Here is a 23,132-nt window from a genome sequence, read left to right as displayed (position 1 = left end):
CCAGAAAAATACAACGTATTACTGCGATGATAATAGCAAACTTACATCAGTTTTTTGTTAATGTTGCTTCGCCTGGGCCATTAACGGTTATGGTATAACCATTTCTACTCAATGAAGTAGGGCTAATTTCACCCGTTTCAACGTTTAATGAAACCTCCCCTATATCTACTGGGTTTGGTGTATCTGTAGCCATTTTTATAACTGCTTTACATATATTTTTGTCGGTATGTCCAAAACAAGCCATTCTAACTACATACCACGAAACCTTGCCATCACTTTTGGGGGCAGTGGGGTGGGGAGAGGCTTTGCCTGCTACATAGGCATTTGATTCTACATTGGTTTTATTATGAGTTACTAAATAGGCGGGACTTGCCAAGGCGGTTGTTGCAGCGAAGGCCAAAGCAGAGGCAGTCAGGCTTTTAAACAATTGATTCATATAAATTTCTCTCCATAATTAGGGCGCGATTTAAAGTGTGGTTTCTTGACCGACGCCCCGCGGCTTGAACGCGGGGTCCATGAATCAGATCGCTGGGTCCCGCGGTAAAGCCGCGGGGCGTCGAAGATTATAAGAATAAAACTTTAAATTTAAAACCACACTTTAAATCGCGCCCCCATAATTAAAAAAGTTGGAATTACTGAGCGTGCAATACAACCTATTCCAACGAGTATTTACTATAGGGGAATGGCCTACGAGAGACAACACTTTTATTTTTCATTCAAAAGCTTTGCAATATCTTTGGCAAAATAGCTGATTATAAAATCAGCTCCAGCACGCTTGATGGCTAGTAAACTCTCATACATCCCTTGCTCTTCATTAATCAGTCCTTGAATAGCAGCATTTTTAAGCATTGAATATTCGCCACTAACTTGATAAGCGCCTAGGGGCATTTCAGGAAATTGTTGTTTCACTTTAAAAATAATGTCCAGATAATTCATCGCTGGTTTCACCATGAGCATGTCTGCTCCTTCCGCCAAATCGAGGGATGCCTCTCTTAATGCCTCATTGCTGTTAGCGGGATCCATTTGATAAGTTTTTCTGTCACCAAACTGCGGAGCGCCTTGTGCCGCCTCTCTAAAAGGACCATAAAAGCTGGAGCTATATTTAATGGCATAACTTAAGATGGCAGTATCCGTATAACCGGCCTTATCCAATGCCTGACGGATTGCTTTTACCATTCCATCCGTCATACTGCTAGGCGCTACCCAGTTGGCTCCAGCTTCAGCATGACTTACGGCTTGTTGAGCAAGTGCTTCCAAAGTTTTGTCATTATCAATTTGCTCGCCTTTTAATAGGCCGCAATGGCCGTGACTTGTATATTCGCAAAAGCAAACATCACTAATCACTAACATGTTTGGATTAATTGCACGTATTTTGCGTATGGCTTGTTGAATAATCCCTTCGGGATGTAATGAAGCACTGCCATGATCATCTTTATGAGCGGGAATCCCAAAAAGTAAAACGGCAGGAATACCCAACATGGATAGCTCTTCTATTTCTGCTGGCAAATCATTTATACTTAATTGAAATTGGCCAGGCATACTTCTTATTTCACGTTTCTTCGTTAATATCTCATTAATAAATAAGGGAGCAATAAATTGCGCAGCGTGTAAACGTGTTTCTTGTACCATATGTCTTACTGCTGGAGTTTGACGTAAACGTTTTAGTCGTAGAGGGAGATTGTAATCAGTCATAGTTAATCCTTGCGATGGGTATAAAGTAGGTCAATGCCACTACCGGCAAGACTGGAATTGACCTGTAAGCTAAAAAATTTATTCAATAAATAGGTTAAGGTGACTACATTGCTGTCTGTTTTTGCCAAACCGTAGTTATAACTGATATACAAGCGCTTAGACAGCGATTTTCCAACCACTACCGATGTCTTTTCTGTCATCTGGTTACTTTTAGGATCAAATTGTGGATTACTTTCCAGGTTAACGTCTACGCCTAGCGTTTGTTTTAACTGCTCCACCAATTGGGTGCCATTTGCACCTGAGCCTAAATTCATGGAAGACATAGCTGCTAATAGCAGTTGTCCGCCGGCTTTATTTGCTTGATTGGCTGGTCTTCCAAGTAAAAGCATTGACAAAATGTCTGCTTGGGAAAGTGAACTGGGAATCGAGAAAAGTTCTACTTTAGGAGAGGTTAAACGACCCGTGACTTCAATCCCAACCGTGGTTTTGCTGCCAACATTCATGGTTTGCAAATTAGAGGTGTTAAAATCCAATAATTGATTTGATCCAGAAAATAGAGTGGAAGTATTGTTAAATTGGCGAATTGCCCGTACTCGAAGGCCAGGATTTAGTACCGATCCCCCAGTAAAAATAAGTTGTCCTTGGTCAACGGTTAAATCTTGCCCATAAGCCTGGTACTTACCTTCTTTTATAGTCAGTTCTCCCGTTGCATTAAGAGGTTCTTGCGGCAATTGGTGCAAGCGAATAGCGCCTGTTAGAAAACCTTTTAATCCTTTTACATTTAAAGAAACATCATCACCCATTTTAAGATTAACATCAGTATTAATATGCAAAGGATTAACAGTTTTTTCATTGCCTTCAAATACTACATCCTCTGATAGACTCACCGAGTTATTAAATGACTGGGGTTTAAGTTGTGCTTTGGGAATGAGAATGGTTCCTTTCACACTAAACATCGCAGGCTTTATTTCAAGAAGTAATTGGGGGGAAACGTTGATGAGGTACTCTGGTGTATTAATCAAGGTTATATCATCGCCCTCAAGATGAAGGGTACCAGTAACTTTGGGGTCAAAAATGCCTTTACCATAAAGAGTCAGAGGCTTGCCATTGGAAAGTAGGGATCCTTCTGTTTTCCAATGTTTATTTTGACTTTGCAAGTGCATCTGGATGGTATGAAAATCAAGTCCCCAATCGGGTAGGGAAATTTGTCCCTTTGTTAAGTCAATTTTGCCCTCAATGGATGGCTTTCCTATAGTACCTGTGGCTTTAAGAACGGCCTTTAATCGTCCTTGTGCTTTATTAATTGCAGGGCTTAGTGTTTGAAGAAAATTTAAAGAGTTCACGTATAAACGTAAATTGCCTTCAATGGTTTGTTTCGCTATTAAATGGTTATCCAATTGGAAATTGGGTAACTTTAATGTCATCGCCAAATTTTTCTCTTTGTCGATGATTAGTTTACCGCTTAAGGCCAGATTTTTTGGTGTTAAAGAGACGTCTAACTGTCCGCCAGAAAACTGTAATTTCGAGAGGTTCCCTTCATCAAATTGATAGTGTCCGGGTTTAATGGATAGATGCGCTTGTCCTGTCATAAATTGAGATAAAGAGGCTGTGGCAATAATACTTGTTTCTAATCCCGTAAGGGAGGGTGACAAAAGTTGCGGTTTCGGTAAAGTGGCTTTGGCGTGCCATTGATAGGGATAAGTGCCATTGATTTCCAAACGGTTAACTCCCAGAGTCATTCGGGCGTGCAGGTGTTGATTTTGATAAAGTAGATTCGCTTTTAGTGGGGTATTCAAATAATTGGCAGTTAAATGTGTATTGAGTGTGAGATTTACTAAAGAATCGCCCATAAAGTCGGCATTAAGCTTTACATTTTCAAGCGTCAGCTCTTTTTTATCTGGCAGGGTGGAGGCCTGTAAATTTCCCTTTAATTTGGGGACCTCCTCATCGCTATAATTTAAATTAAAGTTAACTTGACCTTCGGCTAATTTAATCAGCCCTTGTGCATCTAGACCTTTTGCCTGTGTATGGGCGTTTATGGTAACTTCAGACTGAACCGGGGTATTAACCATCGAGTGCAACGCTAGGGTTATTTTCGGTAGACGTCCTGTTGCTTCAAATTGTCCCCCACTGCTCGTTAATGTGGGTTGGGCAGTAAGCGGCCAAATAAAATTGTCCCATTGGGCTTTAGTGGTTAATTCCTGGCCTTGTTTTAAAGTGCCGTGAAGATTTAATACCATGGGGTGGACACTATGGGTTGGATTTTTTATACGCCCTTCCCAATGGTAAAGAGACAAATCCCCACCCAGTTTAAAGAACCCTTTCACTGGGAAATTTTTTTCGAGATTGTTTAATGTGAGTGTTGCCGCGATAGCATAGGGTATGACAGGCTGAATTGTTCCCGTTGTTTTTAAACGAAGGTTCCCAAAGTCTAAATTTAGTTGGGTGATTTCCCATTGCTTGTTCGATATCTGAGCTTGTAATTTAACTCCTTTAAACGAATGTATTGTACTGTTTTGATTAAACTTTATGTCTTGAAAGAAAACATCATGGAGTATGATTTCAAAGGGGAGTTTCGGAAAAGTAAACGGTGTGGAATCAGGTTGTGTGGCATTCTGTGAATTTATAGTGATACTGGCTTGTTGACTGGTCAGTCCTTTTATATCGAGCTTATGTTGAAAAAGTCCTAAAAGATGCCATTTAAAATCCGCATTTTTCAGTGTTATATCAATTTCTGAATCATGATAATTTAAATAGCCAAATGAGCAATGATTAAGTAGTCGTCCATGTACAGACTCAACGCTTAAATGTCCCGGCAAAAAATAATGGGCTAATTTCAAAGTCAACATTAAACCTGGTGTAGTTGCAATTAAAAAAAGCAACAGGCTACCCAGGATTAAAAAAACAATAAGCAAATTATAAATTGCTGATTTAAGTAGTTTAAAAAGCACGCGCATTTATAAATCAGGACCCATGTTAATAACGAGTCTCGGTTTCTGGTCATTTCTATTAAAATGATTATCCATAGGTTGGGCAATCCCTACCTTGATAGGGCCTACGGGGGACACCCACATTAAACCAATACCTGCATCATTTTTCCAAACCTTAGATATTGGCATGTAAACATCGCCGCTGTCAAAAAAAACAACAAAATACCAATGATCGACTGTCTCTTTTTGAATTTCAAAACCATTATAAGTCAGGATTTTTCCTGGACCGAGGGAATTATAACTATAACCTTTTAAGTTATCTGAGCCGCCTAATAAGAACGCGAGCGATAAGGGCATTTGATTAATGTCATTAATCTCAGTAATGCCTTGAATTGAATGAAAATAGAGGCGCGTGCGAACAGAATCCAGTGTTAATGCCGCTTTAATATTAACGGATGCTTGTGCAAAACTAACGTCTGATAACAGTGTTTTACTGGCGCCTAGACCAGTAAGCGTGATGTTATAACCAGAGGGTGAAAAAAGTTTATCTGTGGTTTTAAGCCACGTAAAACTTGCTTTAGGGAATAAAGTATTTTTTTCTTCCCGGGGTTGGTCTGTATAGGTATAACGTTCGTATAAGCCATTTAATGCGAGGGTTCGTTGAAAGCGTGCTGTGGTATGTTGTTGAGCAATAGAGGTTAAAACTAAATTACTAGCACCACTATTATAATCCAAATGTGCAAGATTGGCAGTAATATTGTATTGATCAGTAACGGGATTGGCTCCAGGAATGACATATTGAGCTTGTAGGCCATTCTCCTTAAAGGATCCTAATGCTGCTGCATTAAATTTATGCCCCGAGGAATTAAGCGGAACCACATGATACCCTAGACGACCGCGTACACCAGTATCCGTTCCATAGCCAAGGCCGAAGGAGTAGCTAAATCGTGCGGCAGGTTCTAAGTGGACATCCACAGGAATGTGGCGCAAGCTATCAATCTGTGGTTTTACTGAAACGTTCTTGAAATAGCCGCTAAATGCCAATTGATTATTTAAAGCAAGAATTTGTTCAGTAGAATAGGGCTGCCCGTAGTGAAAGGGAATATAGCGTTTTAATAGGTCTGGAGAAATAAAGGTAGGGTCGAAACGAACTTGACCAAAATAAAATTGAGGCCCGGTATTTAAAATCAAATATACAGAGGCTGTGTTATTAGGGTGTATAAGAATTTCCGATTTTTCAAACGTTGCCCGCATGAAACCCTGGTGTTCTGCTGCATTTAATAATGTTTGTTTAAGTTCCTCATATTTTACTGTATTGAGTGCATCGCCTTGTTTAAGAGGCAGAGGTTCCAAAACGCGTTTAATCACGTCATTGTTTGCGCCTTCACCTTTAATTTCCACGCGAATATCTGAAATTACTACCTGTGTACCTGGGGTAATGGCGATACGTAAAGGTTGATGACTTAAAATGGTAATTTCCGGCTTAAAATAACCATAGGGTTCTATCGCTTTGGTGATCTGAAGACTTAGCGCTTCATCGGATAAATGATTCAGAGGTTTATCTTTTGCCAGTTCTGTTAGTCGTGCTTCGATATTGGCAGCAATTTTTTTCTTAACGCCTGTAATTTTAATGGTCGGTGTAGTTGCTGCAACAAGCAAAGCTAAACTACTGACTAGCGCGAAAAACCGCAGAAAACGTTTATGCTGTTTTACTAAACTAAATACTCTAACCACAGGTAAGGCATCACTGATACTACTAACTTTTGCTTTGAATCCATACCAAGCCATAGGGACTACCTGCCCACTGGACTTGTTTCTAAATCTTTCAATCGATAAACCAATTCCAATGCTTCTCGTGGTGATAAATTGTCCACGTCAATAGCTTCTAATGCTTTAAGAACTGGCGCTTGTAAGGTAGGTTTTAGTTTGGGGTTTTCTGAGGGCGCTGTTTGTTGTTGTAAACGATTTAGCTGCTCGGAAGCGATGGCTAACACTTCCTTGGGGATTCCTGCAAGTTGCGCTACTTCCAAACCATAACTGCGATTTGTTGCACCTTCTTCAACACGGTATAAAAAAACAATACGTCCAGACGTTAGAGTGGCTTGTAAATGAATATTCCTGATGCAATTAAACTGCGTTGGTAGATGGGTTAATTCAAAGTAGTGGGTTGAAAATAACGTATAAGCTTTAATGGTATTCGCAAGATAGGCACAGGTTGCATAGGCGAGCGACATGCCATCATAGGTACTTGTACCCCGGCCTATCTCGTCAATTAGCACGAGGCTTTTGTTGGTAGCTTGCCGCAAAATTTGTGCGGTCTCAGTCATTTCTACCATAAAGGTTGAGCGGCCCGAGGCCAGATCATCGCTGGCGCCAATGCGAGTAAAGATTTTATCAATAGGACCAATAAGAGCTTGCTCGGCAGGAACATAACTGCCGATATGCGCCAAGAGAACAATCAACGCATTTTGGCGCATGTAGGTTGATTTGCCCCCCATATTAGGTCCAGTAATTAAAAGGATGTTTTGTGTTCTGTCTAAAGTAAGATCATTGGCTATAAATTGTTCTTGCAAAACCTGCTCAACGACAGGATGACGACCTGCTTTAATGGAAATACCAGGGGTGGATACCAATTGTGGACGACACCAATTCAAACACTGGGCGCGTTCGGCAAACGTTGTCAATACATCCAGTTCGGCAATAGCCTGTGCGAGCTGTGTCAGTAAAGGAATAAATTGTAAAATCTCTTCCAATAAATGGTCATAGAGCCATTTTTCCCGGGCTAAGGCTTTGACTTGCGCGGATAACACTTTTTCTTCAAACAATTTTAATTCAGGCGTGATATAGCGCTCTACATTCTTTAAAGTTTGCTTGCGCTGATAATTGGCAGGTGCTTTTTCAGCTTGTGTACGAGATAATTCAATGTAATAGCCTTGCACGCGGTTATAGCCAAATTTTAAAGACGATAATCCTGAGCGTTGTTTTTCAGCATTTTCAAGTTCGATAAGTTTCTCGGTCGCATTGTCACTAAGGGTTCTTAATTCATCAAGTTCCTCATCAAAGCCCGTTGCGATGACACCACCATCGCGAATAAGCATCGGGGGGTTATCAACAATCGCTGCGGCCAACAGTTTATATAAAACAGGCTGAGGCTCAAGGTTAGTGGCTATTTCTTTGATTAAGGGTGCCTGATTGCTGCTGAGGGCTGCACTAAATGCAGGTAAAAGTACTAAGGTTTCACGAAGCCGAACTAAATCACGGGGTCTTGCCGACTTTAAAGCAATACGTGAGGCAATACGTTCAATGTCACATGTTTGCTGTAATAAAGCGTGCAGTTGGTTATCCTTGTCGTTCTCAACCAATTCAGAAACAGCCTCTTGCCTTTGTTCAATAAGTTTGTGTTGATTGAGGGGTCTGCCAAGCCAGCGTTTTAAAAGGCGGCTTCCCATGGCGCAAGCTGTGTAATCAAGCACTGCCAGTAAACTGTTTTCACGGCCGCCCTGATAATTTTCAAATAATTCCAAATGCCTTTGCGTCGCTGCGTCCAGTTGTAAATAATCAGTGCTTTGTTCCAGAGTAATTTGCGTTAAATGAGGCAAGGCTTGTCGTTGGGTGGTTTGTAAATAGCTTAACAAGCAGCCTGCTGCTGAGAAGGCAATACCGTAGTTTTTTTCGCCCAATCCTTCCAAATGGCTAACCTCAAATTGCTCTCGTAATAATTGCTTGGCATGTTGCACTTCGAATTCCCAGTCAGGGCGAATTTTTATTGTATACTTATCCCGTAGCGCAGGTGGAAAAGAAGAGGGTAATAAAATTTCAGCGGGTTTTAAACGATTGACCTCTGCGCTTAATTGCACCTCATCGCTAAGTTGCAGCAAATGGAATCGTCCGCCACTTAAATCGACCCAAGCTAGACCGAAATGCTTACGTTCCTGATGAATAGCCAAAAGGATAGTATCACGTTTGGCATCTAATAAAGCTTCATCTGTGACAGTACCAGGAGTAATGATGCGGGTCACTTGTCGCTCAACCGGCCCCTTGCTTGTTGCTGGATCACCAATCTGTTCGCAAATTGCAACCGATTCCCCTTTTTTTAATAATCGCGCCAAATAGTTTTCTACCGCATGATAAGGCACACCCGCCATAGGAATGGGTTTGTCAGCAGATTGTCCACGATGCGTTAAAGTTAAATCAAGCAGTTGGGCTGCTCGTTTGGCATCCTCATAAAAAAGTTCATAAAAATCGCCCATTCGATAGAAGAGCAGCATATCGGGGTATTCTGATTTGATGCGCAAATACTGCTGCATCATAGGAGTATGAGTTACAGACATGGAGATTTCAAAAGCGATAAATTTTAAGAATTCTAACAAATGTACTTAGCCAAGTCAGTAAACAGGTACTATTTAACTGTTCGATAGAATCTAGAAGGTAAACCTACAACTTATAGGAAGCACTCGCAGAATCAAAGTTACCTTGACTGAAAAGCAACCTATAAGCTGCTTTTTATACTTTCAACTAACTCATCCATTTCGGAGGTAAGAAGTTTCCGGTTTTTGTCATCCACCGTCTTAATTTGGGGACGTGATGCAATAAAAAATGCAGTAAAATCAATAAGGCTGGCAACGGAAGCCTTAAATCCATACTTTCTGGTCAAATTTGCCATGGCTCGTTTGTCGTTCGTGTTAATAGATGAGGAAGCGGACGGTGTGATAATAACATTAGGAACATGAGAAAAGGCTTGGTGAAGTGCATCGAGTTGTTCTTTATCCACTCCGAATAGCTCTAGGTCAGACTCATCCAGATAAAGTGTTTGCAGGTTAGGGAAAATACCTCTGAGTTGCTTAATATCTTTAGATGAGAAGGTCTCAAAACCGTTTAAATGAAGTATTCGTACTTGTTGAAGAGGTGAGAATATTTTTTGAAGTTCTGTGCCTGATTTGTTATAGAAAATACCAGTACACCTTAAATTGAGCTCGACAATATTCTGAGGAAACTTGGAAAAGGCTTCCGCTAGTTTATCCGAAGAATAATTCCCTAAATTATTACTTCCTATGCTCAACCGGCGTAAGCTTTTTGGAAGAGTTTCGAATGATTTTGAGAGTGAGGTGGCATCGAGATGAGCTAGACTAAATTTTAAGTTCAGGCTAGTTAAATTTTGTGGCAAATACGGAATCCACTTCGTAAGGTTAAATGCGTTAAAGGGATTAATGTTAATTACCTTAAGATGTTTAAGATTTGAAAAGATGGGTTTATTAACTGGTGTTACAGTACAAGTGATGTCCATCATTGGCTCTTGGCCTAACAAAAGTTGCTCAATACTTGGAGGTAATTTTTTCCATAAATTAATCCATTCTCTATCTGTGGGGATTATCAAGGAGTTGTGAGTAATATCGAGCTGTTTTACTGATTTAGTTTTAAGCCAATCGAGTATTTTAATTACTCCGTCGTACTCCAGTTTATTGTGGGATAGATTCAGGTTAATCACATTCCTACAAAGATGGGCGATGCCATGTTGCAATGAATTAACCTCAAAGTTATTGTGGCTTAAATCAAGTGTATTCAGTGAAAAAGGCAGACTTTCTAGTAAGGAAAGATCTCCTCGAAGTCCAGGATGAGCAAAAACAACATGAAGCTTATTATGACTTAGATTAAGATAGGTAATGGAATTATCCAATACGGAAAAAATACCTTTTAGATAGGCTAAAGATCGATGCCCCAGTTCATTACCTTTACAGTTTACTTTTCTTACCGTTTTAGGTAAATGTTTAAATGCTTCGGACACTTCTTTCTCTGCTTTATCTCCCAAGGTATACTTCCCATAAAGCGTCCAAGTGGGTGTGAAAATGACAGAGGTTGCATTATCAGGTAGCTTTTTGACCTCATGGATCAAGGAATTGGCTGGCGTTACTTCAATTGTGCAAAGCATGATGACTATCTATTTGTTTTAAAAATATCTAATTTGCATTAGTTTAAAACAACCAGAATAATAAATGTATGGGTAGTATTACCCAACCACCACTCTAATCACTAAAGCATTCTTGTAGAAGTTTAATATCCTGCCATTGTTAGGTAGATCATTGCTTTCGAGAAAAATCGGTTTACAGTCTTTCTTTTTACGGGATAAATATTTGCCTCATTAGCAATAATTTTTTAAATTCATCGTACTTAACAAGGGTATCAGAGGATTATCAAACGAAAGAATTTTAAAACGATGTAAAATGTCACTGTAGGTTATCAGAATACATTTGTAGGTTGTTGTTATTGTACCTAAAGATTATGTTGCAATGGTCAATCAATCCTTAAAGAAAACGCGTTGAGTCACTCTAATCCAAACACGCTTCTGCCGCCATATTGGGATGAAACACTGTTTTCATGAACAAGGATTTCTTCTAGGGTTGGACCACTGGTAATGTGATGTTCAAGTTTTCTTGCTTGTTTATCGAGCTGTTTAATCGCCTCTAATTTTTCACTTTGTCCAAGTTTTGCCTTGTGAACCGCCACTTTCAAAACATGAATGGTTTCATCATATACTTTCACTGGCACAGGGAAGGGATGGCGGTCTTTGCCTCCATGAGCCAATGAAAAACGAGCCGGATCAGAGAATCGATAAGGAGCTCCGTGAATTACTTCAGCTACTAAGGCTAGTGCAAGAATGGTTCTCGCGCCTACACCGGGTGTTAATAGAAGTTCTGAGAAATCTTCGGGGCCGCGCTCGATAGCAGCCGCAATGTTCCCGTGCAAACGTCGTAAGGAAATATTTTCAGCCCTTACATCATGATGTGCCGGCATTTCGAGATGAGGTAACGAAAGTTGCTCCATTTTTATAATGGCTGGTTTTGCATGTTCACCTTTTGATACTTCTGCAAGTATGCGCTCGGGAGAGAACGTTTTCAGAAGGTCGATTTGCTTTGAGCGTGATATTTGAGCTCTTTGATCGGTAAGGTTGATAATATTACCTTGATGAGGTCCTTCGATGGCGGCATGAGGTGCATCAACAAAACTGTCCAATCCTTCCGATAACCAATGATATCGCCGAGCCTGTTTGTTAGTGGTATTCATTCCTTGTTGAATGACAGTCCATTTGCCTTCATCAGTAACAATAAAGCCATGTAAGTAAAGGTCGAATCCATCTTGGACAGCTGCACTATCCACCTTGGCTACTAGGCGACTGGATTGTGCGAGTAGTTGACCATCAAAACCTACTTTGGCTCCGATGGTTATAAGTTCGTGTGGGGTTTGGCGTGAATATTTACCCCTTCCTCCACAAACATGAATGCCAAGCTCCTTTGATAGTGGCGCTAACCCCCGTTTAAGCGCACCAATCACACTAGTAGTAATACCGGATGAATGCCAATCCATACCCATAACCGCACCAAAGGATTGAAACCAGAAGGGATGAGCCAAACGCCGCAGAAATTCATCTCGGCCGTAATGATGTATAATGGCCTGGCTCATGACTGCACCTAATTTTGCCATGTGAGTTGCTAACCATGAAGGGACACGACCATAATGCAGGGGTAGATTAGCGCTCCCTGTTCTTTGAGCCATATTTGTTTTGGAAAGTTTCTAGAATAATGGCGAATTATAGCAGCTATATCAATTAACTCCAGTTGCAACCACCTAAACTTATTCTCGCTTTGGGAGTGCTACAAACAATGAGCCTGGATGATTTAGCGCATTAGCCTCTATGCCAGCTTTGTCACCCTCGCCTTTGTAGACGTCAACGTGTGCTCCCACAATAGCGCCACCCGCGTCTTGAGCCACACACCATGAAGTAGATTTTTTGCAATTGTAAATAAAATTCATTCCAATAGGGATTACCCTGTGATCAGTGGCACAGGATACATGCGGCGTTAGAGGAATATTTTCTGACCCATAAGGCCCCCCAGCTTCTTTAGCGAAAAACACGAAACTTTGGTCACGGTTTCGTAAGTTATTGGCTTTATCGGGGCTAGAAAGGCTATTTAGATATTGGCGAATGAGCTTTTCTGATGCACCGGTCTGTCTAATTTTCTTTGACAGGTTACAGTGTAGCTTTGCTTCATCATGGCATTTAGGATCTTTTGCACAACGTTCCATTGTTTCAAGGTTACCACCACAGGTTGGATCTTGTGCACATTGAACAATGCGACCAAGCATGGTGCGCGGCCTGCCATTAGCACCATCATAATTGATGCGAAATACCTGGCCATCAAGAATTAATGAACCAGAACCCTGAAGCATTAAAAAAGCGGGATCATTAGGGTCTTTCACATAGCCGATGATGTACTTTTGATTTAAAGCCCCACGAGAAATTTCCTCTCGGTCTGGCACTATAGAATAGGTGCCATTGGCATTTTTCAGGCAAAATCCCCGCACCATTTTGCTAAGTGGGTCAACGCCGCAAAGAGGAGTCTTTAAATTAAATTTTTTGGACTCCAAAGCTACATTTACAACGCCTGGGTTACTATAAATGGGGTACAGAAATTCTCCACCACGTTTGGTGCGGGCTTCTAAAGCTGCTGGTGCATAATAGGCTGTAAATTGGAATTCACCTTTTTTAAACCCTGCATGATTTTCAGGCCAGCCCTCGCTTTTATACCAATCAAATTCGTTTTTGAGCATCGATAAAAATTTTTGAAAATCACCATGGGCAGCTTTTGCAAGATTGAGCATTTTTATATTGGTATTAAGACACCATTCCTTACGCTTGTACGTTTGACCAGCAATAGACACTGTCTTAAATTCACTATAATTTTTACTGCAGTTTTCAATCTGATTATTTAATGCTTGGATAACTTCCTCCATATTGCCTACTGAGTTATCCAAAGGCAGGTCAGATGCTGAAATTTTATGAAATTTAAAGCGTAATACCCCTGGTTCCTTAGCGGCCATTTTCTGTTTGGTAGTAATGTCCACAAGTCTTCTAATATCTAAACAGCGCTGGATTGGATCAGAGGGTAAGGCTGCTTGGGTAATAAGGCTAAAAGACATTAGGGCAATGATTAAAGCTGCTTGAAACATAATATCCTTATTCTGGTTTGGGTCTTACTTAACCCTTAATTTACGCTTGAATAAAGATTATATAGATTATGGTCAGGTATTCAAAGGTGAATTTAGGGGTGTTCTCGCTTAAGAACCTTTTTGCCAAAAAAATAGTTTCGGCGGGCTGAAATTGATCATGTGAAAAATTTATTTGCATCAATATTTCATAAGTCCTTCACTTAAGGTAAATTTTTGCTAGACTAATGAAGGGAAGTTAATAACCTATGATCAACTACGGAGAATGATTATGAAACGTCTGGCTCTTTTAGCTGTAACCGCATTTTTGGCAGTAATACTATCTGCTTGTGGTGACAACGCGGAAAAGAAAGCTGAAAATAATGCTACAACTACTATGGAGCAACAAGATCACAACAAAGCTACAGATACTACTGACGCTAATAAGACTGAACAAACACCAGCTCAGTAATTCAAGCTTTCTTTTAACCCCGCCATATTGCGGGGTTTTTTTTAACTTAAGTCAACAAATTATGAATGATTTGACGCGCTTGGTACGTGATGTGACAGGCAATTTGCGAGCCTTGCATCTACAAATTGCTACTGCTGAATCCTGTACGGGTGGGCTAATTGCTGGCCTACTAACAGATTTGCCTGGTAGTTCTCAGTGGTTTGAGCGAGGATTTGTTACTTATAGTAATTTGGCAAAAGAAGAGATGTTAGGCATTAAACCAGAGTTAATTCAATCCCATGGTGCAGTAAGTGAGCCTGTCGCAGAGGCAATGGCATCAGGGGCATTGGAATATAGCATGGCAGATATCTCCTTAGCGGTCACAGGAATTGCTGGTCCTGAAGGGGGAAGTGAAGAAAAACCTGTCGGAACGGTTTGTTTTGCCTGGGCAATGCGGGACTTACCTGTTGTGTCTGCACGAAGTCATTTTGCCAATGTATCTCGCGAAAAAGTACGCCAATTCGCTTGTGCACGCGCCCTTGAAGGTGTTTTAGCGTTGCTGAAATCTTCTTCCTTTCCTACATAAATCATAAAATTGATGATGAGAGCTAAGCTTTGGGTCGAAGACGTTGAATTTTTGACAGGCCCGGATGAGTTTACTGCAGACTCCTATCTGTGTGATAATTTGCCCTTTGCAAAATACACGGGTGAAAAATGGAAGACAATAAACAAAAAGCGTTAAGTGCGGCCCTCGCTCAGATTGAACGCCAGTTTGGTAAAGGCTCTGTAATGCGCATGGGCGACAACCAAGCAGTGCGTGATATTGAAGCGATTTCAACAGGTTCTTTAGGACTTGATATTGCATTAGGTATTGGTGGTTTACCTCGAGGAAGAGTTGTTGAGATTTATGGCCCTGAATCTTCAGGTAAAACGACACTTACTTTACAAGTTATTGCTGAATGTCAGAAAAAAGGCGGTACGGCAGCCTTCGTGGATGCTGAGCATGCGCTGGATCCAAGCTATGCGGCCAAACTTGGAGTCAATGTAGACGAGTTACTGGTTTCACAGCCTGACACCGGTGAACAGGCTCTTGAAATTACCGATATGTTGGTTCGTTCTGCTGCAGTGGATGTGATTATTGTTGACTCTGTTGCAGCACTGACACCTAAAGCTGAGATAGAAGGGGAGATGGGTGATACTCATGTGGGCTTGCAGGCACGATTAATGTCGCAGGCGCTGCGTAAATTAACGGCAAATATTAAACGCTCTAATACATTAGTAATATTTATTAACCAAATTCGTATGAAGATTGGTGTAATGTTTGGTAATCCTGAAACCACCACGGGCGGTAACGCACTGAAATTCTATGCTTCTGTTCGTTTGGATATTCGCCGTGTAGGTTCAATTAAGAAGGGTGAAGAGATTCTAGGTAGTGAAACACGCGTCAAAGTGGTTAAAAATAAAGTTGCACCACCCTTTAAAACAACAGATTTTGATATTCTTTATAATGAAGGTATTTCTCGGGAAAGTGAAATTATTAATCTGGGTACACAATTAGGTCTGATTGAAAAAGCAGGTGCCTGGTACAGCTATAATCAAGAGAAAATTGGCCAGGGTAAAGACAATGTTCGCTTATACCTCAAAGAAAATCCACAAATAGCTCAAACACTGGAACAGCAGATTCGTGCGGAGCTACTTGAAAAAAAATTACCAGCCAAGGCTGAAATGGATGAGGTATTAGAGGATACAGATGCCTAAAGCCTTTGACTGTGCAGTGCGCCTGCTAGCCAGGCGCGAGCATGGGGCATGTGAGTTGGCTACAAAATTAGTGCAAAGGGGGTTTAGCCAGACAGACATTGATGAGGCAATTGCTAGATGTCAAAGTCTTGGGTTTCAAAGTGATGTACGCTTTGTAGAAGCCCTTTGTGCCTTACGTATTCGTCAAGGTTGTGGCCCTTTAAAAATCCTTCAGGAATTACAGGCAAAACAAATTGCTCGTGAATTGATTGATAATATTCTTGGCCAGGAACAAGATAATTGGTTGCATTATGCACAGACTGTATGGGATAAGAAATATAAAAAACAGCGTAAACTGTCCTATATAGAATTACAAAAGGCGCAACGTTTTCTGCTCTATCGCGGCTTCCCGACCGATGTGATTGCAAAAGTTGTGAAAGAAATTGATGTTACTCGATGAGAAGTGATAAATAATAAATCATGAAAAGTTCAGAAATTAGACAAGCATTTATTAATTATTTTGCTGAAAAAAAACATGAGGTTGTTGATTCCAGCTCTTTAATTCCTGGAAATGATCCCACCTTGTTGTTTACCAATGCTGGAATGGTGCAATTTAAAGACGTTTTTCTTGGCGTGGAAACACGTTCCTATACGCGTGCAGTAAGTTCACAGCGTTGTGTTCGCGCCGGGGGCAAACACAATGATTTGGAAAATGTAGGTTACACCGCAAGACACCATACCTTTTTTGAAATGCTTGGTAATTTCAGCTTTGGTGATTATTTTAAACGCGAAGCAATTCGTTATGCCTGGGAATTTTTAACCCAGGTATTAAAACTACCCGCTGATCGTCTATGGGTCACTGTTTATACTGAGGATGATGAAGCAGCCGATATTTGGTTGAAGGAAATAGGTGTTTCTGCAGCGCGCTTTTCACGCTGTGGTGAAAAAGATAATTTTTGGTCGATGGGCGATACAGGGCCTTGTGGACCTTGCACGGAAATTTTTTACGATCATGGGCCAGATATTGCCGGTGGCCCTCCAGGGAGTATAGAGGCAGATGGGGATCGTTATATAGAAATTTGGAATTTAGTTTTTATGCAATTTAACCGCGATAAAAACGGTCAATTGCATCCTTTGCCAAAACCTTCTGTGGATACTGGCATGGGATTAGAGCGCATTGCTGCAGTTGTTCAAGGTGTGCACAATAACTATGACATTGATAGTTTCCAGCATCTAATCGAAGCCATTGTAAAACTTGCTCCCACAGTTGATAGAAACCATGCCTCTTTGAAAGTCATTGCCGATCACATCCGTGCCTGTTCTTTTTTAATTGCCGATGGTGTTATTCCTGGTAATGAGGGCAGAGGCTATGTGTTGCGGCGCATTATTCGCCGTGCCGTGCGCCATGGGAATAAGCTTGGTTTATCTTCACCGTTTTTTTACAAGCTTGTTAAACCTCTAATTGATGTCATGGGGGATGCTTATCCTGAGCTTATCAATACTCGGACCCAGATAGAGCGAATTTTAACGCAGGAAGAGACCCAATTTGCACGAACACTCGAACAAGGATTACGTTTATTACAGGAACAGATCCAAAATCTAACAACCGATGAAATTCCTGGGGATGTCGCCTTTAAACTCTATGATACCTATGGTTTTCCCCTGGATTTAACCGCTGACATTGCACGCGAGCAAAATCTTGTGGTTGACATGGATGGGTTTGAGCAATGCATGCAGCAACAGCGTCAGCTATCACAGTCAGCAAGCCAGTTTACAACCGACTATTCAACGCCTGCTCAACTGACGGAATCTTCTGTCTTTCATGGTTATGAGAATGTCCAGTTGCAGGCTAATGTAACCGCAATGATGCGTGAGGGTGTGAAAACAGATCATTTATCTGTTGGAGAAAAAGGGGCAATTATTCTGGATAATACCCCTTTCTACGCTGAAAGCGGTGGCCAAGTCGGTGATCGGGGGCAGTTGGTAAGTGAAAACGCTGTATTTCGAGTTGACGATACCCAGCGTGTTGGACAAGCTATTGTTCATTATGGGGAAATGTTAACAGGTAAATTACAGGTTAATGCAAAGGTTGATGCCCAGGTTGATGCTTCTCGCCGACAGGCAATTCGGTTAAACCATACCGCCACCCATTTATTGCATGCAGCATTAAAGGTGGTTGTTGGTAGCCATGTTCAACAAAAAGGTTCTTTAGTGGATGCTGAAAGGGCACGCTTTGATTTCTCCCATTTTGAAGCTTTGACGGCCGGGCAATTACGTCAAATAGAAACGTTGGTCAATGATAGAATCCGTGCTAATGATCAGGTGAAAACTGAGTTAATGGACATTGAGTCGGCAAAGAAAAGTGGGGCTGTAGCCTTATTCGGAGAAAAGTACAGCGAATCTGTGCGGGTTTTATCCATGGGCGATTTTTCAAAAGAATTGTGCGGTGGGACCCATGCTGCGCGTACAGGGGATATCGGCCTTTTTAAAATTATCGCTGAATATGGGATTGCTAGTGGTATCAGGCGTATTGAGTTAGTGACAGGAGCTTATGCATTGGATTGGATAAATCAACAATTAGACAATCTGGAAACTGTGGCTACTAAACTTAAAACCTCTGTAATGAATGTGTCTGAAAAATTGTCACAATTTTTGCATGATGCAAAACAACAAGAAAAAGAATTAGGGCGCTTACAGGCAAAATTAACTGTAAAATCAAGTAATGATTTGTTATCAGAAGTGCAGTTAGTGAATGATATAAATTTGCTTGTTAAGCAGATAGATAATAAGGATAGTCAGGCACTTAGAACAACGTTGGATCAGCTGAAATCTAGCTTGGATAATGCAGTAATTGTGTTATTTGCTATTGATGAAGGCAAGATGAATGTTGTTGCTGGGGTAAGCAAGGCGCTTTTAGGTCGGGTACCTAATGCAGCTGATTTTGTTAAGCATTTGTGCGGTAAAGGTGGTGGTAGAGAAGATATGGCTCAAGGTGGAGGACGTGTTCCGGAGGATCTAGAAAAAAGGATTTCACAAATAAGAACAATGATCGTTGAGCACGCGGGTTAACAAGAACAAGACGGGGCGCTGAAAATGGCATTATTAGTGCAAAAATTCGGGGGAACGTCGCTGGCTACGCTCGAACACATCAACCATGCGGCTGATATCGTAGCAAAAGCAAAGCAAGCCGGACATAGTGTGGTCGTTATAGTATCAGCTATGAGTGGTGAAACTGATAAACTGATAGGATTTGCAAATAATATCAGCGAATTTCCCGATGAACGGGAATATGCAGCCTTGGTGTCGACCGGTGAACAGGTATCTATGGCATTAATGGCCATGGCTTTGATTGATCGAGGAATTAAGGCGCGTTCTTATACGGGCGGACAAGCTAGAATTCAAACTTGCAACCAGTTTAAAAAAGCACGTATCCAAGCGATTGATACACAGCCTATTTTGAAAGATATTGAGCAAGATGTCGTAGTGGTTATTGCTGGATTCCAGGGGATAGACAAGGATGGCAACATTACAACGCTTGGCCGAGGAGGTTCAGATACCACCGCAGTGGCAATTGCCGCAGCGTTAAATGCCGATGAGTGCCAAATTTATACCGATGTGGATGGTGTGTATACCACTGACCCAAGAATTGTTCCAGATGCCAAGCGGCTTAAACAAATCACCTTTGAAGAAATGCTCGAATTATCAAGTTTAGGCGCAAAAGTTTTGCAAATTCGTGCTGTGGAATTTGCTGGCAAATACAATATTCCTTTACGCGTATTATCTTCTTCACAAGATGGTCCCGGCACGCTAATTACCTATCAACAAAAAAACAGTATGGAAGCACCGCTTGTAACAGGTATTGCTTTTAGTCGTAATGAAGCGAAGGTGACCCTTTCCGGTGTTCCCGATGCGCCTGGTATTGCTTCCGGTATTTTGGCTGAAATAAGTAATATTGGTGTTAATGTTGACATGATAGTGCAGCATTTATCCGCGCATAATAAAACCGATTTTACGTTTACAGTACATCGTGATGAATATCAAAAAACATTACAGCAATTGCAAAAAGTGGCTAAAAATTTAAGAGCCGATGAGGTAATTGGAATAACCAATTTGGCAAAACTGTCCTTAGTGGGCGCCGGACTTAAAAGTCATCCAGAAGTCGCGTCAATTATGTTTAAGACGTTGGCTACAAAAGGAATTAATATACAACTGATTGCTACTTCAGAAATCAAGATTTCCGTACTAATAGATACAATGTTACTTGATGAGGGAGTAAGGGCTCTACACAGCGTCTTTCATCTGGAGAGTGATAGCCATGATGAGTCCCGCATGATTTCAGTACAAACAGATGCTGAAGCTGTTGCTGCTTTGGGGAATTTGAATAACTGACTGAAGAGGAAGCAGATCAATACAAATGGTTAGGGAGAAACCATGAGTTTTCTAAAGGAGTTTAAACAATTTGCCATGCGCGGTAATGTAATGGATCTTGCCGTGGCTGTCGTTATTGGCGCCGCTTTTGGTAAAATTGTTTCCTCGTTGGTAGATGGCATTATTATGCCTTTGCTTGGTTTATTAATGGGTGGAATCGATATTAGCGATAAATCGTTCAAAATCGGGGCAGTGGGGTTGAAATGGGGAGAATTTTTACAAACTGTTATAGATTTTACCATTATTGCCTTTTCTATTTTTATTGTCCTTAAATTTATTAATATGTTACAAAGCAAACGTGAAGAAGCACCTGAGACTCTGACTAAAGAAGAAGCTATTTTAATTGAAATCAGAGACTTATTACGTGCGGGAGTAAAAAATAAAGATTAAGTAGTATGTGGGTAAATTTTGTTAAATATGATATTATTTGTGCAAATTTAATCCTTACTTTAGTTTTTGTTAAAATAAGTAAGTTCAACATTTGACATCTGATGAGAATTTCATTGATTAAAAAACAGTTTTTATTTGTACTTTTTTTCTTAACCGCATTTTCAGTTTTTGCACAAAAAAAAGAAATTGCTATTACCATTGATGATTTGCCTTTCGTTGGCGAGAGTAAAAATTTTCATTTGAATATGATTATTGAGACGCTAAAAGCCAATGAGATACCAGCCACCGGTTTTGTTATTGCCAAAGAAGTAACGCCTGAAAATTGGAAAATGCTGCAAAAATTTCATGATGCAGGTTTAGGACTTGGTAATCACACCTATTCACATTTAAATTTAAACCAGGTTAAAACAGAAGCCTATATCCATGAGATAGATGCTGCCGATAAAATTTTAGCCCCTATTTTAACGGAGCCTAAATACTTCCGTTACCCCTACCTAGCGATGAGTCAAGGTGATAAAAAGGATAGGGTATTGCACTTTTTATCTGCAAAGAATTATCAAATTGCGCCCATCACTGTGGATAGTAAAGATTTTTTATTTAACCAGATTCTTTATGCAGTCCCAGAAAAAGAAAGGCGTGGTTTCTTAAAAACACTAAAAGATTGCTACATTAATTTTATTTGGCAACAAACATTAAAAGCTGAAGAACACAATCGTTTAGCCCATAAACCTGATCAAGCGCAAATTTTGCTAATCCACGCAAATTTGCTTAATGCTTATGTGTTGTCAGATATTATTAATCTTTATAAGCAAAATGGTTTTACTTTTATAAGTCTCGAAGAGGCATTAAGAACTTCTGGTGAAAATCCAATGAAAGGATTTGAAGAAAATCCAAAACAAATGGCGAAAAAAGCAAAGCCACGAATTTTTCAATCGAAACCTCATCCGCACCCAAATCGTAAATGGGTTAATCCTGATAATGATCATGGGTGGGTTAACCCTGATAAGATAGAAAACTACATGGAGTGGGATTAAGGCTGTTGAGATTGCTTTCTGAGCTCCGTTACCCACATGTATGGGGCAACGGAGCTCGAAAATCAACGTTACTCGAATATATCTTCAAGCAGTTTACCAGCAGCAACTTCTTTCTATTTCATAGTCTGGCAGCTGCTCGTGAGGCAAATAATCAATTAATAATTGCAACTGTTGATCAAAATTGGCTGTAGATACGGGAGCTCTTGTTGGTGTTAGAAATTGTCTACCAGGTACATCCAATTCCTGTAAAAAATAGGTTAATAAAAGGGTGCGCAAGGAATGGGGATTTGTATTCCCTTGTCTAGGATCATTTAAGAAAGCTAATAAAGTTGTATTGAAATGTTCGATAGTAGTTGCCGATTCTAATGTTTGTTTTAAGTGTTCAGCACGTTTCCTTCCTGTCGCCCCGTGACGATGGAAGATAGAAAAGTAGCATTTTTTATTGTAGTCAGAATAAGCTTGGATCACCCCGCTTGCCTTGGTTTTTAATTCAAGCAATCGGGATGATAGTGTAGAGGCGTTGCCTGTCTCATTGATTTCTGGAATTGAACGCAGTTTTAGTGCCACTGCAATATAGGGCGTTGTGGCTTGCAAATTCTTAAGGCGCGCAATAGAAAAATTTTTAGCGGAAGTTTCTTCTACAAGCGGGTAGTAAGTACTGCTAAATTTGGCGCATTCTTTGTCAAAATTTCTATAAGAAGATTTATTCTTAATCTCCCCCAAATAACCATCATGTATTAATGCTAGGATAAAAGCATGCCAGGGTTCTTTATAATGATTACGCAGACCTGCTATTAAATAATACTGACTCTCTTCGTTTAACAAGTTAAACAACCGAATGCTTGTGAAATCAGGTTCCTCAGATTGCGTATTTTCCATAATTTCGCGAACTTGTGCGGCAAGACGAGCTCGAATGATCTCTTCTTTTTGGTAGTAGCTGGTTTCAAGGCTGCTAAATCGAATGAAGCAAGAATAGGATGCTTCTGGTGAAGCCCAATAGGTATCCAGCTCAAGTTTATTATCTTCTTGGAGGCTTAAAGCCTGAATCCAGGGGGGGAGCAGGAACAATAGATGCTCTTTTTCTTGCTCGTTAAATTTATTACCTGACAAATCAATAGTCTTAATGGTATGGGGTAGCGCTTCAAAAATTATTTTTAAATCTTGAAGAGGAATTTTTTCGAGTTGCTGTGCGGATAAGTCAATATGTTGGATGTAAGATGGCAATTTTTTAAGTAGATTTATCAGTTGCACAATGGGCAACTTGCTTGCACTAAAAGCAAACTCCGTGAATTCTGAAGTAAGTTCTTTGGGTGGAAATTCAAATAAGGCTTCAAAGGTATTTTCAAAAATGTATTTCATAGTGCTTTGCTAAAAAAAATTTCAGTATTTTTATCAGTTTTTAGAGCAGTGAGCAAGCAATGTTGATAAAAAAAGATCAATTCCTGTTTAAGCTTCAAAGCAGGGTTACCATGTTGGTTTGAGAGTATTAAG

17 protein-coding genes are annotated in these 23,132 nt (G+C 40.4%); 8 read left to right on the top strand and 9 right to left on the bottom strand.

Translation table 11 applies throughout. The features are described from left to right. Positions 1-46 precede the first annotated feature (46 nt). From Ljam_RS02010 to Ljam_RS01975, 8 genes are all read right to left on the bottom strand, one after another. On the bottom strand, positions 47-436 hold the full coding sequence (locus Ljam_RS02010; protein ID WP_058448467.1) for a hypothetical protein: 390 nt from the start codon (positions 434-436) through the stop codon (positions 47-49). A gap of 269 nt (positions 437-705) precedes the next feature. Continuing rightward, positions 706-1,692, bottom strand: coding sequence for a porphobilinogen synthase (gene hemB, locus Ljam_RS02005; RefSeq protein ID WP_058448466.1), 987 nt, complete (start codon positions 1,690-1,692; stop codon positions 706-708). A gap of 2 nt (positions 1,693-1,694) precedes the next feature. Further along, entirely contained in the window at positions 1,695-4,649 is a 2,955-nt protein-coding gene (locus tag Ljam_RS02000; protein ID WP_058448465.1) for a translocation/assembly module TamB domain-containing protein, read from the bottom strand. Further along, on the bottom strand, positions 4,650-6,410 hold the full coding sequence (locus tag Ljam_RS01995; RefSeq protein ID WP_082651553.1) for an autotransporter assembly complex protein TamA: 1,761 nt from the start codon (positions 6,408-6,410) through the stop codon (positions 4,650-4,652). A 5-nt stretch (positions 6,411-6,415) separates the two neighbouring features. Continuing rightward, on the bottom strand, positions 6,416-8,953 hold the full coding sequence (gene mutS / locus Ljam_RS01990; protein WP_058448464.1) for a DNA mismatch repair protein MutS: 2,538 nt from the start codon (positions 8,951-8,953) through the stop codon (positions 6,416-6,418). A gap of 158 nt (positions 8,954-9,111) precedes the next feature. After that, positions 9,112-10,548, bottom strand: a complete 1,437-nt coding sequence (locus tag Ljam_RS01985) for a leucine-rich repeat domain-containing protein (RefSeq protein ID WP_058448463.1) — start codon at positions 10,546-10,548, stop codon at positions 9,112-9,114. A 392-nt stretch (positions 10,549-10,940) separates the two neighbouring features. Further along, positions 10,941-12,170, bottom strand: coding sequence for a DUF763 domain-containing protein (locus Ljam_RS01980; protein ID WP_058448462.1), 1,230 nt, complete (start codon positions 12,168-12,170; stop codon positions 10,941-10,943). Positions 12,171-12,248: 78 nt separating this feature from the next. After that, positions 12,249-13,625 (bottom strand): MltA domain-containing protein, encoded by a 1,377-nt coding sequence (locus tag Ljam_RS01975; RefSeq protein ID WP_058448461.1) that lies wholly within the window; start codon positions 13,623-13,625, stop codon positions 12,249-12,251. A 268-nt stretch (positions 13,626-13,893) separates the two neighbouring features. Here Ljam_RS01975 and Ljam_RS01970 point away from each other — a divergent pair, with 268 nt between their 5' ends. The 8 genes from Ljam_RS01970 to Ljam_RS01935 all read left to right on the top strand — a co-directional run bounded on the left by Ljam_RS01970 (position 13,894) and on the right by Ljam_RS01935 (position 21,641). Next, on the top strand, positions 13,894-14,073 hold the full coding sequence (locus tag Ljam_RS01970) for a hypothetical protein (protein WP_058448460.1): 180 nt from the start codon (positions 13,894-13,896) through the stop codon (positions 14,071-14,073). 61 nt (positions 14,074-14,134) lie between these two features. Continuing rightward, positions 14,135-14,638: a CinA family protein gene (locus tag Ljam_RS01965; protein ID WP_058448459.1), complete on the top strand. Its 504-nt coding sequence runs from the start codon at positions 14,135-14,137 to the stop codon at positions 14,636-14,638. Positions 14,639-14,766: 128 nt separating this feature from the next. Next, on the top strand, positions 14,767-15,810 hold the full coding sequence (recA, locus tag Ljam_RS01960; RefSeq protein ID WP_058448458.1) for a recombinase RecA: 1,044 nt from the start codon (positions 14,767-14,769) through the stop codon (positions 15,808-15,810). Continuing rightward, positions 15,803-16,249 carry a recombination regulator RecX gene (recX, locus tag Ljam_RS01955; protein ID WP_058448457.1) on the top strand — a complete coding sequence of 149 codons (447 nt, stop codon included), beginning with the start codon at positions 15,803-15,805 and terminating at the stop codon, positions 16,247-16,249. The genes recA and recX overlap by 8 nt, the downstream gene beginning before the upstream one ends. Positions 16,250-16,269: 20 nt before the next feature. After that, positions 16,270-18,858 (top strand): alanine--tRNA ligase, encoded by a 2,589-nt coding sequence (gene alaS / locus Ljam_RS01950; RefSeq protein WP_058448456.1) that lies wholly within the window; start codon positions 16,270-16,272, stop codon positions 18,856-18,858. Positions 18,859-18,882: 24 nt separating this feature from the next. Next, on the top strand, positions 18,883-20,178 hold the full coding sequence (locus Ljam_RS01945; protein WP_065235505.1) for an aspartate kinase: 1,296 nt from the start codon (positions 18,883-18,885) through the stop codon (positions 20,176-20,178). Between the two features lie 42 nt (positions 20,179-20,220). Further along, positions 20,221-20,607 (top strand): large-conductance mechanosensitive channel protein MscL, encoded by a 387-nt coding sequence (gene mscL / locus Ljam_RS01940; RefSeq protein ID WP_058448455.1) that lies wholly within the window; start codon positions 20,221-20,223, stop codon positions 20,605-20,607. A 101-nt stretch (positions 20,608-20,708) separates the two neighbouring features. Then, positions 20,709-21,641, top strand: a complete 933-nt coding sequence (locus Ljam_RS01935) for a polysaccharide deacetylase family protein (protein ID WP_065235504.1) — start codon at positions 20,709-20,711, stop codon at positions 21,639-21,641. 93 nt (positions 21,642-21,734) lie between these two features. On the opposite strand, the gene Ljam_RS01930 is transcribed toward Ljam_RS01935, so the two are convergent. Next, on the bottom strand, positions 21,735-23,000 hold the full coding sequence (locus tag Ljam_RS01930; RefSeq protein ID WP_058448454.1) for a hypothetical protein: 1,266 nt from the start codon (positions 22,998-23,000) through the stop codon (positions 21,735-21,737). Positions 23,001-23,132: the final 132 nt, after the last annotated feature.

This window comes from Legionella jamestowniensis (assembly GCF_001467745.1).
Classification (GTDB): Bacteria; Pseudomonadota; Gammaproteobacteria; order Legionellales; family Legionellaceae; genus Tatlockia; species Tatlockia jamestowniensis.
Note: the sequence above shows the minus strand (reverse complement) of the source record. Positions and strands in the feature narration are given on the sequence as shown.

Bases quoted from the DNA above. Each gene is read 5' to 3' on its own strand.
- recX (WP_058448457.1), top strand. From the start codon at position 15,803: ATGCCTAAAGCCTTTGACTGTGCAGTGCGCCTGCTAGCCAGGCGCGAG.
- hemB (WP_058448466.1), bottom strand. From the start codon at position 1,692: ATGACTGATTACAATCTCCCTCTACGACTAAAACGTTTACGTCAAACT.
- Ljam_RS01985 (WP_058448463.1), bottom strand. From the start codon at position 10,548: ATGCTTTGCACAATTGAAGTAACGCCAGCCAATTCCTTGATCCATGAG.
- Ljam_RS02000 (WP_058448465.1), bottom strand. From the start codon at position 4,649: ATGCGCGTGCTTTTTAAACTACTTAAATCAGCAATTTATAATTTGCTT.
- Ljam_RS02010 (WP_058448467.1), bottom strand. From the start codon at position 436: ATGAATCAATTGTTTAAAAGCCTGACTGCCTCTGCTTTGGCCTTCGCT.
- Ljam_RS01980 (WP_058448462.1), bottom strand. From the start codon at position 12,170: ATGGCTCAAAGAACAGGGAGCGCTAATCTACCCCTGCATTATGGTCGT.
- Ljam_RS01935 (WP_065235504.1), top strand. From the start codon at position 20,709: ATGAGAATTTCATTGATTAAAAAACAGTTTTTATTTGTACTTTTTTTC.
- Ljam_RS01965 (WP_058448459.1), top strand. From the start codon at position 14,135: ATGAATGATTTGACGCGCTTGGTACGTGATGTGACAGGCAATTTGCGA.
- recA (WP_058448458.1), top strand. From the start codon at position 14,767: ATGGAAGACAATAAACAAAAAGCGTTAAGTGCGGCCCTCGCTCAGATT.
- Ljam_RS01970 (WP_058448460.1), top strand. From the start codon at position 13,894: ATGAAACGTCTGGCTCTTTTAGCTGTAACCGCATTTTTGGCAGTAATA.
- Ljam_RS01995 (WP_082651553.1), bottom strand. From the start codon at position 6,410: ATGGCTTGGTATGGATTCAAAGCAAAAGTTAGTAGTATCAGTGATGCC.
- mutS (WP_058448464.1), bottom strand. From the start codon at position 8,953: ATGTCTGTAACTCATACTCCTATGATGCAGCAGTATTTGCGCATCAAA.
- Ljam_RS01975 (WP_058448461.1), bottom strand. From the start codon at position 13,625: ATGTTTCAAGCAGCTTTAATCATTGCCCTAATGTCTTTTAGCCTTATT.
- Ljam_RS01945 (WP_065235505.1), top strand. From the start codon at position 18,883: ATGGCATTATTAGTGCAAAAATTCGGGGGAACGTCGCTGGCTACGCTC.
- Ljam_RS01930 (WP_058448454.1), bottom strand. From the start codon at position 23,000: ATGAAATACATTTTTGAAAATACCTTTGAAGCCTTATTTGAATTTCCA.
- alaS (WP_058448456.1), top strand. From the start codon at position 16,270: ATGAAAAGTTCAGAAATTAGACAAGCATTTATTAATTATTTTGCTGAA.
- mscL (WP_058448455.1), top strand. From the start codon at position 20,221: ATGAGTTTTCTAAAGGAGTTTAAACAATTTGCCATGCGCGGTAATGTA.